Origin of the sequence: Accumulibacter sp. (assembly GCF_023806625.1) — a bacterium.
In the GTDB taxonomy this organism is placed as follows: domain Bacteria; phylum Pseudomonadota; class Gammaproteobacteria; order Burkholderiales; family Rhodocyclaceae; genus Accumulibacter.
Genome location: NZ_JAMTDX010000057.1, coordinates 73,251 through 87,634, shown reverse-complemented (window position 1 = coordinate 87,634; position 14,384 = coordinate 73,251). Strand labels below are relative to the sequence as shown.

11 protein-coding genes are annotated in these 14,384 nt (G+C 64.2%); all 11 read right to left on the bottom strand.

The window, feature by feature from the left end:
- Positions 1 to 121: 121 nt before the first annotated feature.
- A complete protein-coding gene (locus NFW05_RS10655; RefSeq protein WP_295306195.1) occupies positions 122 to 991 on the bottom strand; it encodes a hypothetical protein in 870 nt (289 codons plus the stop codon).
- Complete coding sequence (locus tag NFW05_RS10650) at positions 988 to 2,013, bottom strand: acyltransferase (protein WP_295306192.1); 1,026 nt, start codon at positions 2,011 to 2,013, stop codon at positions 988 to 990. Before NFW05_RS10650 ends, NFW05_RS10655 begins: the two co-directional genes overlap by 4 nt.
- Positions 2,014 to 2,196: 183 nt before the next feature.
- A complete protein-coding gene (locus NFW05_RS10645) occupies positions 2,197 to 3,402 on the bottom strand; it encodes a TIGR04063 family PEP-CTERM/XrtA system glycosyltransferase (protein ID WP_295306282.1) in 1,206 nt (401 codons plus the stop codon).
- Between the two features lie 2 nt (positions 3,403 to 3,404).
- Complete coding sequence (locus NFW05_RS10640; protein WP_295306190.1) at positions 3,405 to 5,351, bottom strand: XrtA/PEP-CTERM system amidotransferase; 1,947 nt, start codon at positions 5,349 to 5,351, stop codon at positions 3,405 to 3,407.
- Between the two features lie 143 nt (positions 5,352 to 5,494).
- Positions 5,495 to 6,667 carry a TIGR03088 family PEP-CTERM/XrtA system glycosyltransferase gene (locus tag NFW05_RS10635; protein WP_295306187.1) on the bottom strand — a complete coding sequence of 391 codons (1,173 nt, stop codon included), beginning with the start codon at positions 6,665 to 6,667 and terminating at the stop codon, positions 5,495 to 5,497.
- A 224-nt stretch (positions 6,668 to 6,891) separates the two neighbouring features.
- A complete protein-coding gene (gene xrtA, locus NFW05_RS10630) occupies positions 6,892 to 8,442 on the bottom strand; it encodes an exosortase A (RefSeq protein WP_295306184.1) in 1,551 nt (516 codons plus the stop codon).
- Positions 8,443 to 8,544: 102 nt separating this feature from the next.
- Positions 8,545 to 9,630 carry a FemAB family XrtA/PEP-CTERM system-associated protein gene (locus tag NFW05_RS10625; RefSeq protein ID WP_295306181.1) on the bottom strand — a complete coding sequence of 362 codons (1,086 nt, stop codon included), beginning with the start codon at positions 9,628 to 9,630 and terminating at the stop codon, positions 8,545 to 8,547.
- Entirely contained in the window at positions 9,627 to 10,493 is an 867-nt protein-coding gene (locus NFW05_RS10620; RefSeq protein ID WP_295306179.1) for an XrtA system polysaccharide deacetylase, read from the bottom strand. Before NFW05_RS10620 ends, NFW05_RS10625 begins: the two co-directional genes overlap by 4 nt.
- A complete protein-coding gene (gene wecB / locus NFW05_RS10615; protein WP_295306177.1) occupies positions 10,475 to 11,680 on the bottom strand; it encodes a non-hydrolyzing UDP-N-acetylglucosamine 2-epimerase in 1,206 nt (401 codons plus the stop codon). Before wecB ends, NFW05_RS10620 begins: the two co-directional genes overlap by 19 nt.
- 15 nt (positions 11,681 to 11,695) lie before the next feature.
- Positions 11,696 to 12,799, bottom strand: coding sequence for an XrtA/PEP-CTERM system-associated ATPase (locus tag NFW05_RS10610; protein WP_295306174.1), 1,104 nt, complete (start codon positions 12,797 to 12,799; stop codon positions 11,696 to 11,698).
- Positions 12,800 to 12,808: 9 nt separating this feature from the next.
- A complete protein-coding gene (locus NFW05_RS10605; RefSeq protein WP_295306171.1) occupies positions 12,809 to 14,368 on the bottom strand; it encodes a TIGR03016 family PEP-CTERM system-associated outer membrane protein in 1,560 nt (519 codons plus the stop codon).
- Positions 14,369 to 14,384 lie beyond the last annotated feature (16 nt).

Sequence of the window (14,384 nt, the reverse complement as noted above, 5' to 3'; positions counted from 1 at the left end):
CGAAGCGGCCAGCCTCCCGGCATCAGCCTGGTGAACCTTGATCGGCTTGGGCGGCTGCCCACATTGCCATTACGGAGGCCGTATCGTGGCAGGCCGGTCACCGTCAGACCGAAGACAGAGCTCATTCCTGCTTCGCCGACCCTGGGGCCACGAGATGGCCGATGGCCTCGGCCCAGAGTCCAGCCGCGCCGTCGAGCCCGGCAACCGTCAGATGGCAACCGTCGCGATACTCTTCTCCCGAAAGTCGATCCGTATCCGGACCAGACCGAAATCGCCTGTCTTTGGCGATCAGACCGTCGATCGCGCTTCTGATCGCTGCATTCGGCGTGGAACGGCAGACAGTCGAACGGGCAAGAAGGATGGGCGCGTCTGCACCGGCTTCGCCGAGCAGGGTGGCCAGCCTGTCGAGCGACGAGGCGTAGCTCTCGTCCGCGTTGCCGGCCTTGGCGTCAGCTTCCCCCTGCTGCCAGAGGACGAACTGCGGCGGCAGTCCCGCGGCGAGCATCGACTTGACATGCGCGGCCAGACGCTGCCTCAGTGGGCTGCCCTCGTCGACCCAGTCCCCGATGTGGCTCGCGTCTACGGCGAGAACCGAGACCACCACCGGACGCCGGTAACCTCCGGCAGCCAGACTTTCGGGCAAGCGCTCCCAGATGCTCCCGCCGGTTCCTGTTCCGCCGGGCAGCGGAGCGATGCTCCGGAAGCACCTGCCGTCGACAACGACCGTAACCATGCGCTTCACCGACGCGGGCGAGCCATGATTCCCGGCGTTCGACTGGCCGAGAGCGAGCAGGACCAACGGCTGGTCCGCGGCAACGTCGGCGCAGGCCAACTCCTCGCGTCCAGAAGCCGTAACGATCCCCTCGATTCTCATCCGCAATGACGCTTCCGCACGCTGATCTTCCCGGTAGCGTTGGGCGAAGAACACGGCCGCGCCACAGGCGATGAGAACGAGAGCGCCGAGGACCAGGCGGACGCTGCGGCCAATCACGCCAGGGCCCTCCGCCGGCCATAGGCTTGTCGAATCCAGCGCATCGCCGGCTGTTCGATCCACGCAGTGACTGCCCAGGCCAGACCAAGGCTGAACAGCACGACGACTACGACGGTCTGGTCGGGATCCAGGCCATAGGCCCGCAGCCGCAACTGCATGCTCCAGCCGATGTTCTCGTGGAGCAGGTAGAGCGGATATGAAATGCTGCCCAGCCAAACCAGCGGGCCGATGCGCAGAACCGGCGCCCGCCCGCTTGCTGCGAGATAGACCAAAGCTCCCAGAGCAGCGGCGATCAACGCCAGAACGGGCGGCTCGACAAGCAACAGGGTGGCCAAGGCGCAGAAAATGGTCACCAGCGGCGCCCACCCGGCCGTGTCGCCGCGGCTCACCAGCTGGTAGATCGAAATCCCGATCGCAAACCACGGGATGTACCTCAGGATCAGAAACCGGAAAATCATCCAGGGGAGGTCGACACCAAAAACCCGTTCGCTGATGAAATAGCCGACGCGCAACAGCAACATCGCCAGGAGGACCTTGTTGACCAGATCGAGGCGCTGGACCCGGTAGAGCAGGAACATGCCGCAATAGAACAGCAACTCCACTTCGAGCGTCCAGTAGACGCCATCGACATGCGCCATGCCGAAAACCCCGTGGAACATCAGCATGTTGCCCACCGCCGTGCCGACGCCGACGAGCTTTCCGGGCAGACCCAGGGCGTGGGTGATCAAAAAGGTCAGCAGGATGGCGAACCAGTAGGCAGGAAACAGCCGGCTGAAACGCGAGATCACGAAATCCATCGGCCGCAAGGTTCTTTCGAGCGTCATGAAAATGACGAAGCCGCTGATGATGAAAAAGAGATTGACACCCAGATGACCGTGGGCAAACGACAGCATGGGTAGCGGCAGTTCTCCGAAGAGTTCGTTGAAGCGGGTCGTGTAGTGGAACAGAACGACCGACAGCGCGGCGATGCCACGCAGGGCATCGACCTCGACCAGCCGCCTGGTGCCCGTTGCCGCAGTCATGCCGCCTGCCAGAAGCCTGACCGGACCAGGACAGTCAGCCGGCAGGCTGCCTCTGCCTGGTCGCAGTGACCGAGGATTCGGCCATTCCGGGACAGTGGCGCGACCGACGAGGAGCCGGACTGGCCAGGAGACCTTGCGACTCCTGGCCGAGGAGCCCAAGCGCTGGCGCTCACCCTGGGTCGGTCAGTGGTCGACACGTCGCCCCAGGGATGCCAGTGCCTTGGCGTAGACTTCGCGATAGTGAGCCGCACTGCTCGCCCAGGTCCTTTCGACCTCGACGTAACGGCGAGCTCGCGCGCGGATTGCCGGCCAGTCCGACCTTTTCGCCAGCGCATCGGCGAGTGCTCCGGCCAGCGAGGCTGCGTTCCCAGCACGGAAGAGGAACCCGGTTTCGCGGTCGCGGATCAGCTCCCGATGACCACCGACGTCGGAGGCGATCAGAACCCTTCCGAGGGCCATCGCTTCGAGCGGCTTGAGCGGCGTGACCAGCTCGGTCAGGCGCATCGGCAGACGCGGATAGGCCAGCAGGTCGACCAGTTCGTAGTAGCGCGGCACCTCGCCATGGGGAACCCGGCCCGTGAATACGACCTGTTCCGCGAGCCCGCAAGCCGCAACCTGAGCGCGCAGACTGCTCTCCTGCGGTCCGCCGCCGACCAGCAACAGTCGCAGCCGTGGGTACCTCGGCAGCATCACGCGCAGCGCTTCGACCAGCAGCCCGAGTCCCTCATAGCCGTAAAACGAACCCGCAAAACCGATCACCGTGGCCCCTTCCAGCCCCAGCGAGCGGCGCAATTCAGGATCGGGCTCGGCGCCAAAGCGGAAACGGGCCACGTCCACCGCATTCGGAATCACCGTGATGCGCTCCGGCGGGATGCCCCGGTCGATCAGGTCGCGGCGCAAACCTTCGCAGATCGTCGTCAGCTGATCCGCGCGCTTGGCCGCAAAGGTCTCGATCGCCCTCGATGCGCGATAGCGAAGACTGCCTTCGGTCGTCGAACCGTGGTCGACGGCGGCATCTTCCCAGAAAGCGCGAATCTCATAGACCACCGGCAGCCGATGCCGCCGCCCTACCCATAGCGCGGGCAGGGCGTTGAGGACCGGCGAATGGGCGTGCAACAGGTCAGGCCTGACCGCCTCGACGATCTCATTCAGCCGGGCAGCAGTCAAGCGCATTTGCGACGGCATGCCCACACCAGCCGCGGCCGGTGTGCGGTAAAAGGTCCACCCGTCTGCCTCTTCCTGAAGGGCGGCACCGCTGCCCTGCTTCGGCGTCGTCAGATGAAACGTCTCCCAGCCCAGAGCCCGCTGCTCACGCAGGATCGAGACGGTACGGAAGGAGTATCCGCTGTGCAGGGGAAGCGAATGATCGAGAATGTGCAGGACGCGCAGGCTCATTGTCCGGTCCCCGGGATCGGTGTCCCTGACGACGCCGTCGCCTCGACCGGGGCGTCGAGTACATTGCGCAGGAAGGACTCGAACATCAACACCGTCCATAGCGCCGCACTGTGGTCGTAGGCCCCCGACTGATGGGTGTCCACGAGGCGACGCAGGTAGCCTGGACTGAACCAGCCGGTCTCGGCGAGCCGCGGACCGAGAACCGACTGCCGAACGCGTTCGCGCAGTGGCCCGCGGAACCAGCGGGCCAGCGGGACGGCGAAGCCCATTTTCGGGCGATAGAGAATGTCCACGGGTAGGCGCTTCTCCATGGCCCGCTTGAGCAGGAACTTGCCTTCCTGCCCGCGGACCTTGAGCGACGAAGGCAGACGCGCCATCCATTCGACGAGTTCATGGTCCATCAGCGGTTCGCGCACTTCGAGCGAATGCGCCATGCTCGCGCGATCGACCTTGGTGTTGATGTCGCCGACGAGGTAGGTGTTGAGGTCGAGATACTGGATCAACGCCAGTGGATCGTCGGTATCGGCGCGGGCGGCATGAAAACGGAAGACATCTTCCGCACTGTAGCCGTCGATCTCCCGGCGGAAGCGCTCGGAAAACAGGGCCGTGCGCATCGGACCACGAAGAATCGACATCGAATGGAAATAGGCTTCGACCGAATTTCGGCCCATGCCCTCGAAGGTCGTCTTGGCGCGAAAGACACGCGGCGCCCAGTCGGCCTTGGGATAGAGACGTCCGAGAAAGCCGAACACGCGCCGGCGCAGGCCGTAGGGAATCGCCGAGCGCAGGCGCTCTTCCATCAGGTGCAGGCGATAGCGCCGATAGCCGCCGAAGGTCTCGTCGCCGCCGTCGCCCGAGAGCGCCACCGTGACATGCCTGCGCGCCAGCTGGCAGACACGGTAGGTCGGGATCGCCGAACTGTCGGCGTAAGGCTCGTCGTACAGTCTCGCCAGGGTGTCGATGAGGTCGAAGTCGTCACTGGCCACGACGTCGCAATGGTGATTCGTTCGATAGCTGTCGGCAACCTTCTGCGCGAAGGTCGACTCGTTGAATGCCGGAACGTCGAAGGCGATCGAACAGGTGTTGACCGGTTCGGCCGAAAGCCCGGCCATCAGGGCGACCACCGCACTCGAATCGACGCCTCCCGACAGGAAGGCACCGAGCGGCACGTCCGAGATCATCCGCAGCCGAATCGACTCGCGAAGCCTCTCGTCGAGTTGTGCGCAGGCCTCCGCCAGCGAGCAGTCGTTGTCGGTGGTAAAGCGGACGTCCCAGTACTGGCTGGGCTCCGGCGAGGGTTGTCCGCGGCGCAGGGTCAGCGTGTGTCCCGGCGGCAGCTTCCTCGCCTGACGAAAGATCGTCCTCGGCTCGGCGACATAGCCGAGAGCGAAGTACTCCTCGACCGCGAGCGGGTCGATGGCTCTTTCGAGACCGCCGTGCGCGAGCAGCGACTTGAGTTCCGACCCGAACAGGAACATCCCGTCGGGCAGGAAGGCATAGTACAGCGGCTTGACCCCGAGCCTGTCGCGTGCCAGAAACAGGGTCTCGCGGTGGCCATCCCAGAGTGCGAAGGCAAACATGCCGCGAAAACGCTTCACGCACTCCGCTCCCCAGGCCTCCCACGCGTGGACGATGACTTCCGTGTCGCTGCGCGTGTGAAACACATGCCCGAGTGCCAGCAGTTCCGGAATCAGTTCCTGGTAGTTGTAGATCTCTCCGTTGAAGACGACGCAAACGCTGCCATCTTCGTTGTACAGCGGTTGCTGGCCGGTCGACAGGTCGATGATCGACAGTCGCCGATGGCCGAGGCCCAATCCAGCCTCGACGTGCAACCCGCCTTCGTCGGGACCGCGATGGTACTGCGACTCGTTCATCCGCACGAGAACGGCCCGATCGATGTCGCGATGCCCCCTGGTATCAAGAATTCCGGTAATACCGCACATATTTGGTTTTCGTCTTCTTTGGTCGGTCAGTCGAGGGAGAGCGTCACGCCGCGCTGCCTGAACTGAGGCCAGGAGGCCGATCGAGGCGTGCCAAGCCCGCGGCCGGAAGGCATCGCCAGCGCTCCGGCCTCGGGCCAGACAGGCTAGGTCCGGTTGCAGAGTTCTTCATACACTGCCTGGTAGCGGCCCACCATCGTCGGCAGACTGAAACGCGTCACGGCCATCTCACGAGCCCGCCTGCCCTGATCGCGAAGCATCGCCGGTTCGTCGACGTAGCGGCTCAGCAGTCGGACGAGCGTAGCCACGTCGCGCGGTTCGAACAGCCAGCCGTTCTCACCCTCGGTGATCAGTTCCCGGTTGCCGCCGACTGCGGTGGCGAGGACCGGAAGGCCGGAAGCCATGGCTTCGAGCAGCGTGTTCGAGATGCCCTCGGCCAGAGACGGCAGGACGAATACGTCGCAGTTCCGCAGGAGGCCGGCAACGTTGCTGACGGTGCCCGGAAACCAGCAACGATCGGCGATGCCCAACGACGCGGCGAGTTCGACGAGCGCCGTCCGCATGGGCCCGTCGCCGGCGACGACGAGTCTTGCCTCTGGTCGTCCGCCGGCAACCAAGAGCGCAAAGGCGCGCAGCAGGGTCTCCTGGTCTTTGACCGGTTGCAGTCGCCCGACGGTACACACCACTAGCGCGTCGCGACCGCGGAAACCGTCGGGAAGCCCGCTGCGCCCCGGCTCCGCAGACGGACAGAAACGTGCGGTGTCCACACCATTGACGATCTGTACGACTCGCTGCGGAGCAATGCGGACACGCTCGACCAGATAGTCGCGAAGATGATCGGACACCGTGATGTAACGATCGACGAGCGGCGAATGCAGGCGACGCAGCATGGCCGGCTTGACCTGCCGACCTTCGAGATCGTTGACGTCCCAGCCGTGTTCACCGTGTATGCAGCGACGAACGCCGGCAAGACGTGCCGGCAACAGAGCATCGAGTCCCGACTGGTTGCGCGAGTGAACGATCGTCGGCCGCAACCTGCGGCAGAGCGAGAACAGGGCCTTGCGCAGGCGCCACACGCCGATCTGCGAACGATGCAGGGCGATCACCGGCGCGTCCCCACGTTCGAGGCGGTGGCGAAAATCAGAGAAGTCCTCGATACAGACCACTGCGTGCCGGAAACGCGACTCCGGAAGGCAATTGATCAGATTGACCAGGCCGTTCTCCAGACCACCGGTCCGCAACTGATGGATGACATGGAGAATCAGCGGCCTGACGTCGCCGGCAAGGGCTGTGCTACGGACATCGTCAGCTACCAACACGGGCCAATCCTCCGCCATCATTCGCGGTCACTACAGACCATTCTCATTGCCCCTGGAAAGACCCGGAGGACGCCGTGACGATGGGCCAGGGCTACGCCGGGCGCCCGGGGAGCGGCGCACTCACGGTCTGTGACGAGACGAAACGCTCCGCTGATCGACAACCTCTTCGCCATCCCCGCCTCACCGCCATGCTCCGTGCTCAAGCGGGTTCCCAACGCCTTGGATCACCGCTTGCGGGTCCTCTCGAGGCTCTCGGCCAGAGCCGGACCTGCCGCCCCGACAAAGTCTCCGAGTACGGCATCCGCCCCGCCGTCTGCACGCCTCGCCGCAAATACGATGATCACTGCCGAGTCGTCCCCCCGCGCCGTCAGACGGGACAGCGCAGTATACGCCTTGGCGACGAAGTCGCTCGCCGTCCATCGGCCGTTGATCCAGTACCATTGCCAGACCCTCAGACCGGTTCCTGCGTGTTCACGCAGGTCGGCCGTACGCACCTGGACGACACCACCGTCGACAGCGATCTCGTGCGTTCCACCGCCAATCCTCGCCCACCTGGCGTCGTCACTGCGCGCCAGCGCATTCGTCGAGCTGACCAGCTTGCGGTTCTCGCGCTGGTTCTGATAGTAAGCGAGGAAGACCCCGACCTGCGTGCCGTCCCTCTCGAAGTACAGCTGCGTGCTGGCTGAATCACCCTCGAATGCCGGACGCCAGTCGGTAAACCCCTGTTCATCGCGCTGCCAGCCGGGAACCGTTCCGAGCGGAGCGATCTGATCGACCTGTGGCACCGTCGGGCGCGCCAGTTCCCTGTCGGCCAGCGGCCAGATCGCCATGGTCAACACGCTGAGCAGAGTGGTCACCGCCAGCGGTCCTGCTGTGGAAGGCACCGTGGGCCGCGCGGCAACGCGCGCAGTGTCCTGTGCGCCAGTTCCGTGCATCGGAACGTCCTCGTCCTCGCGCCAGCGTGCGCCAATCCAGAACATCGCCAGAATGACCACGCCAAAGAACGCCCAGCCATAGATCAGGTGATCGACGCCGACCGCCAGCCGATTGCCCGACAGATGCCCGAGCATGACGATCATGTAGGCACGCAGCCAGTTGGCGACGATGGGCACGAGAATCGAGACGCCCACGAAGAGCAGCCGTCGGCTCAGAGAACGATAGGTGAGATAGGCGAAGAGCGTACCGACGGTCACCGAGGCGATCAGATAGCGGACGCCACTACACGCTTCGACAACCGACCAGCTGCCCGATGGGATGACCAGATGCTGTCCCTCGTGGAAGACCGGCACCCCGGAAAGCCTCAGTCCGAAGACCGTCGCGTGCGCGGTCCACTCCATCAACTTGGGCTGGGTGAAATCACCGAAAGGCACGGCAAAGAACAGGAAAGCCAGCGGGAAGGCGATCGTCCGGACGACCTCCCAGCCGACCACTGCCGGCACGGTCAGCACGAGGATCGCCACGAAGGCGAACTGTGTGAGGGCGTTGACCGCAGCCACCTGGCCGAGGAGCCAGGCAAGACCGGCAGCAGCGAGCAGCGGCAAGGCCAGGTAGCTGCCTCTCGGTGTCACCGCACCGACACTTGCGCGAACCCGCCAGACCAGCCAGAGCGAGATCGCCGGCACGAGCATGCCGTGGGCGTAGGTATCCGACCTCGCCCAGATCGCCACCATCGCCAGCGCCGTCTCGTGGAACAGGATCAGCGCAGCCACCAGAGCGACGGCGAGCGCTGGCAGGGCCATGCGCCAGCCCGAACTGGCCACGGGAGAGACGGACATAGGCAGGGATCGATTCATTGCGTGGGCCACTGGCTAACAGGTCAGTTCAGCGCCGATCACCGGCCGCGGAGCGACGATCGACGAGCGCAAACATCGCGCAGATCATCCGACGTTGCGCACGATCAGCGGTCCCAGCCAGTTGGCCAGACCAATCGGCATCCGGCGCCAGGCGTTGATCAGCAGCCGGTATCTGGCGTTCGCTGGGTTGTTCTGGGGAACCGACGCGCGACGGTAGAGGCAGTACTCGTATGACAGGGGCTCGGGCACGAAGCCCCAGTTCTTCTTGAACGAGAACGAGCCGGTCCCCTGTTTGCTGCGTCCGTAATCGAAAGTGCGACAGCCCCTTTCGCAGGCGCGGCGCATCAGTTCCCAGTACTTGAAGTCATTCGCCGCGAGGTCGCGTGCTGCGAGGTGATCGCCTGCATAATAGGGCAGGACTTCGTCACGGAAGTAGAAGCTCAACACGCTGCTCACTGGTCGACCGGCGGCGTCGACGACGGTCAGAATCTCGCAGTCGTCGGCGAACTCGTGCTGCAGCACCTCGAAGTACCGCTTCGGAAACGCTGGCGTTCCGTGGCGGTGCACGTTATCCGCGTAGAGAGCGAAGAATCGTCCGGCATCGTAGTCGATCTCGCCGCGCAACCCGTTCCTGATCCCCTTGCGGACCATGGCCCGCTGCTTGCGCGGAATGGCCAGCAGGTTGGCTTCGGCATCCGCGGCGAGTTCCTTGCGAAACCTCACGTAGAGATCCTGTCGAGGCCATTCGGGATGGCGCTGTCGGACGTTGCGCAGTTCGAGGTGCTCCACACCGAGGCGCCGGGCCTCGGCCTGGGCCTCGATCTCGAGCGCTTCAACGGCGTCCGGCTTCGAAGCCGCGACGCCACCGTAAACGGCAAAGGGCAGGGAAACGAGCGAGTGGCCGAAGAGCAGGCTGCTGACCTGCGCCATCGGCAGAACGCCGACGATCTGGCCGGCACTCTCCGCGTACAGGTAATGGGTACGATGGCGGAAGACCCGGCCGATGATTCGCTGCCAGCCGGCCCGATGGAAGAAGGTGGCTTCCGGACACGCCGTCACGAATGCCTCCCATCGCGACTCAGCCGCGGCGTCGCCCGGGTCGAGTCGCCTGACGACCACCCGTCCCCCTCCCGTGCCCGGCCTGGACGGCTCGTGCGCGCGGGCAGTCATGCCGTCACCGCCGCTCCGCGCAGCGTCGGGCCCAGGAATACCTCGTCAACTCTTGCCCAGCTGAAATCGGCGAGCAGGCGGCGCAGCTTGGCCTCGGTGTGCCGCAAATTGACGTAGTGGCGAAAGCGCGTCCGGGGAGTGATTCCGCCAATCCGCGGCTGACCGTCGTCGATCTCCCACGGGTGGAAATAGAAGATCGCCGGCCGGCCGTCGAGCTCATTGACCCGACGCAGCAGCCAGCGCGACACCCCGTACGGGAGCAGGCGGAAATAGCCCCCGCCGCTCGCCGGCCAGTTGCGCTCCAGGATCCGCGCCGTGCTCACCGGCAATTCCAGCAGTCCCGGTCTGACCTGATGGGCAAAGCGTGGCGCGTCGGGGACGCCGTAATGGTCATGCCGGATCGGATAGACGCTCGAACTGTAGCGATAGCCGGCGCGTTCGATGCAGTCGAAAGCCCAGGGATTGCTTTCTCCGATCGAAAAGCTCGGCGCCCGATAGCCTCTCACCTCGCACCCCGAAATGTCTTCCAGCAGTTTCTTGGCCATGACGATGTCGGAAAGGAAATCGCTCTCGCTCAATTCGTTGGCTCGCTGGTGTCCGTACCCATGACTCGCCACCTCGTGCCCGCAGTCAACGAGGCGGCGCACGAGTGCAGGATAGCGCTCGGCGATCCAGCCGAGTGTGAAGAAAGTGGCCCTGATCCGCTTTTCGTCGAGCATCAGCAGGATCCGCTCGACGTTGGCCTCGACCCGACATTCGCGCGAATCCCACTCGCCGCGTGCTATGTAGGGAGCCAGGGCAGAAACCTGGAAATAGTCCTCGACGTCGATCGTCAGGGCGTTGGTTACTTGCCCACCGGGCATGACCGAGCCTCCGACTCTTGCTGGCTGCACTGCGACTGGCCGCTGGTCAGCCATCGAGCCAGGTCGGCGGCGATCCGCTCTGCAGCCCGCCCGTCCCAGAACTCCGGAACGCGGCCCGTCTTGCCCCCGCCGGCGACGATCTCGTCGACCGCCTTCGTGATCGCCTCGGGGTCACGGCCGACCAGGGTGTTGGTTCCCTGCTCGACGGTGATCGGGCGTTCGGTGTTCTCCCTGATCGTGAGACACGGCACACCCAGAGCGGTGGTTTCTTCCTGCAGACCGCCCGAATCCGACAGCACGACGCTCGCCCCGGCGAGCAGGCCGAGCATCTCCAGGTAGCCCTGTGGAGGCAGAACCGCAATCCGTGGGCTGACCAGCAGTTCGTCGAGCGCGAAGCGTTCGATGTTGCTGCGCGTCCGCGGATGCAGCGCCATCACCAGCGGCACCTTTCCGGAAACCTCGCGCAGAACGACGAGCAACGGACGCAAGGTCTCGACCTGGTCCACGTTGGCAGGGCGATGAAGGGTCACCACGCCATAAACCTGCCGCTCAGCGAGAAAAGCCCGATCGATGCCCGCTGCCTGCAGGGTCGCCGAGGGCGGCAACGCAAACTCGCGATTGAAGAGCAACGAGTCGATCATCACGTTGCCGACGAAGCATACCCGGGCGGGATCCACTCCCTCGCGCGCCAGATTGGTCTCGGCGCTTCTTTCAGTGGTGTACAGCCGATCCGCAATCTGGTCGGTCAACAGGCGGTTGATCTCCTCCGGCATCGTGCGGTCGAAACTGCGCAGACCGGCCTCGACATGGACGACCGGGACAGCTTTCTTGGCACAGACCAGCGTACACGCGAGCGTCGAATTGACATCGCCGACGACCAGGACGCAGGATGGTCGATTGGCGTCCACGATGGGCTCGAAGCGCCGCATCACTTCCGCGGTCTGCACGGCATGGCTGGCTGAACCGACGCCAAGGTTGATATCCGGGTGCGGCAGGCGCAGATCCGAAAACAGACGATCGTTCATCTCCCGATCGTAGTGTTGGCCGGTATGGACGAGCAGCGCCGGGATCGCCGGACGATGCGCCGCGAAGGCCCGCAGGATGGGCGCGATCTTCATGAAGTTCGGACGCGCCCCGACGACACAGATCACCGGGCCGAGTGCGGCCGGCCACTCTTGCTCACTCAAGCTTCCGCCCTCCTTTCAGGACCGGGCCCTTACGGCATCGACGAGTTGCTGCAGCAGGCTCAGCAGGGCCGCGTTGTTGCGTTCGAGGCGAAACATGCTGCGCTCGATGCGGATCATCCTCTGCTCCGCCTGACCAGTCCTCAGATCGGCAATGACCCGCGAGGCCTGGTCGGCAGTACTGGCGTCGAGCGCCAGCCTGCTCACGTCCACGTCGAGCAGGCCGCTGTCGGTCAGCTGGGAAGTCCCTCCCGACGGACCCTCGTCGGTCGCGCGCTCGGCACTGGCGGCATTTCCCGGCGGGGAGGAATGCGTCTCCTCCCGAAGTTCCCTGGCTACTTCCTCGACGTCGGCCCGTGTAAACTCGCTCCGGCCGTTGAGAAAGCCCGAGAGCAGCAGGCGATCGCAGTGCGCATTGATTCGCCTCGGAATCCCGCCACTGGCTTCATAGATCGCCTCGAATGCGCCAGCGTCGAAGTGCGGAGAACCCTTCGAACCAGCACACTTGAGTCGATGCTCGATATACGCCTGGGTCTCGTCCTGGTCCATCGGACCAATGTGGCAGGCGGCGATCACGCGTTGCCGCAACTGCTGCATCTGCGGGCTCTGCATGATCTTGCGGAACTCCGGCTGACCGATCAGGAAGCTCTGCAGCAGAGCCTGGGTTCCGAACTGGAAGTTCGACAGCATGCGCAGTTCCTCGACGGCACGCGCGGTGAGGTTCTGCGCTTCATCGACGATCAGCAGGCAACGCTTGCCCTGGCGGGTCACATCGACCAGGAAGGCCTCGAGGGCGAGCAGCATTTCGGACTTGCCGAGATTCTTCATCCCCACACCGAAAGCCGCGGCCACCATGCGCAGGGTATCCTCGGCGTCGAGCTGGGTGCTGACCAGCTGAGCGGCCACGACCTTGTCCGGGTCCAGATCGTTGAGCAGGCCGCGAACGATCGTCGTCTTGCCGGCACCGACTTCGCCCGTGACGACGATGAATCCTTCGTTCTGGTTCAGCCCGTATTCCAGATAAGCCATCGCGCGCCGGTGCTGCTTGCTGGCGAAATAGAACGAGGGATCGGGATTGAGCTGGAAAGGCTTGCTGGTCAAGCCATAGAAGGATTCATACATGAGCGGCGGTCAGAAACGGTATGAGAGGACCCCGGTCAGCGCACTTTCCGTATAGCTGGTATTGACTGCCCCATCGTAGATGACCCGCCGCGCGCCGATGTTCGCCGTCGCATTCGGTGAAACCTGGGTCGTCAGCAGGAAGTATGCGCCGGTCGTCTTGTTGTCCACCTGGCTGGCGAGCTGGCTGAGGCTGCGCGACTGATTGAGCGAGAGCGAGAGCGACGTGAACCCGGTCAGTTGGTGTCCCCAGACGACCCCGGCGCCACGCTGGGTGATCTGGTTGGCCAGCGAGAAATCGTCGGTCACGCCGCTGACCAGACCGAGTGGCTGCTGCTTGACTTCGCTGGCGTTGAAGGTCACCGTGTTGCGCACACCGAGCAGGGCGAGCGACAGCTGCTGCCCGGTGGACAGCGTTGGACGGTTGTTCAGAAAGCCGTTGACCACCGTCCCGTCTGCGGGAACCCCTCTTCCCTGGAGAATCTGACTCACCTGCGCGCGAATGTCTTGCGGCGATGCACCCGGATTGTTGGCCGCCACGATCGCGTAATAGGCGTCGTAGTTGCTGCCCTGACCGGTGTAGTTCACGCCTGCCGGCTGATAGGACACGTCCCGACTGGCCGAGTAGCGGATCAGCGAGCGCCGCATTCGGTGACTGAAGGCGACCTGATAGCCGTTGCCGAAGTAACGCCGGGTCATGGTCCCTTCGAGCTTGGTCCGCGGACTCGGCGACCACACGAGGCCGAAACCCGAATCGTTGTAAGTCTTGTCCTGCAGGCTGACCATGTTCGTCGTTTCGCGGCCGAGAATCGCCGACAGCTGGAACTGCGGCGTGAAACGATACGGCAGCGTCAGTCCGTAACGCGTGTCGGTGCGGTCCCTGCCCAGATCGTAGTTGGTGCTCACGCGGCTCGCGTCGAGCGACCAGCCGAGGGAACTCCAGCGCGTCGTTCCGTTTATCCGACCCACCCACTGACTCATCGTCATGTCCGAGGCGAGTGAGGACTGCGAACTCGTCGTGCTCGTCGAGTAGCGCAGGAAGTACTCGGTGGAGGAGAGAAAACGCCCCTTGACGTATGGGGAGATCGAGTAGCTCGAGGTCTCCGTACGGTTGTTGTCGATGTTGGCGATGCTTGGCGAAGTGGGGCCAAAGGCACTCAGGTACTGCTGAGAGATGACTCCCGAGGCGTCGAGGAACAGGAAGTCCTCGATGGCCTCGAGCGTGCCCGACGCGGTCAGTGCGTTCTGACGATTGTTCTGCGAGGACTCACGGGCATAGAGCTGCTGAGTGAGCCCGTAATTGAGGTTCAGTCTCGCGCGCGCTCCCTGTCCGTTGATCGAGATCCCGGGCGTGATGCCGGTCACCAAGTCACCGGTCCGGTTGCTCGAGGAGAGGAAAAGGTTGTTGGTCAGCGTTTCGCTGACGCTGATGCTCGGGGTGATCTGCCAGTTCTCCGCGTGCACCGGGAAGAACACCGAGAGCAGCGAGATGCCGACGAGCGAGGACTTCAGGCGAGCGTCGCCCGGACCACGAGCGTCAGCCAGCGCCTTCAACGATACTGACCCCGGCAACTCCGACCTCTCTCGA

Coding starts and splice junctions, on each gene's coding strand:
- NFW05_RS10650 (WP_295306192.1), bottom strand. CDS start 2,013: ATGACTGCGGCAACGGGCACCAGGCGGCTGGTCGAGGTCGATGCCCTG.
- NFW05_RS10640 (WP_295306190.1), bottom strand. CDS start 5,351: ATGTGCGGTATTACCGGAATTCTTGATACCAGGGGGCATCGCGACATC.
- xrtA (WP_295306184.1), bottom strand. CDS start 8,442: ATGTCCGTCTCTCCCGTGGCCAGTTCGGGCTGGCGCATGGCCCTGCCA.
- NFW05_RS10625 (WP_295306181.1), bottom strand. CDS start 9,630: ATGACTGCCCGCGCGCACGAGCCGTCCAGGCCGGGCACGGGAGGGGGA.
- NFW05_RS10620 (WP_295306179.1), bottom strand. CDS start 10,493: ATGCCCGGTGGGCAAGTAACCAACGCCCTGACGATCGACGTCGAGGAC.
- NFW05_RS10610 (WP_295306174.1), bottom strand. CDS start 12,799: ATGTATGAATCCTTCTATGGCTTGACCAGCAAGCCTTTCCAGCTCAAT.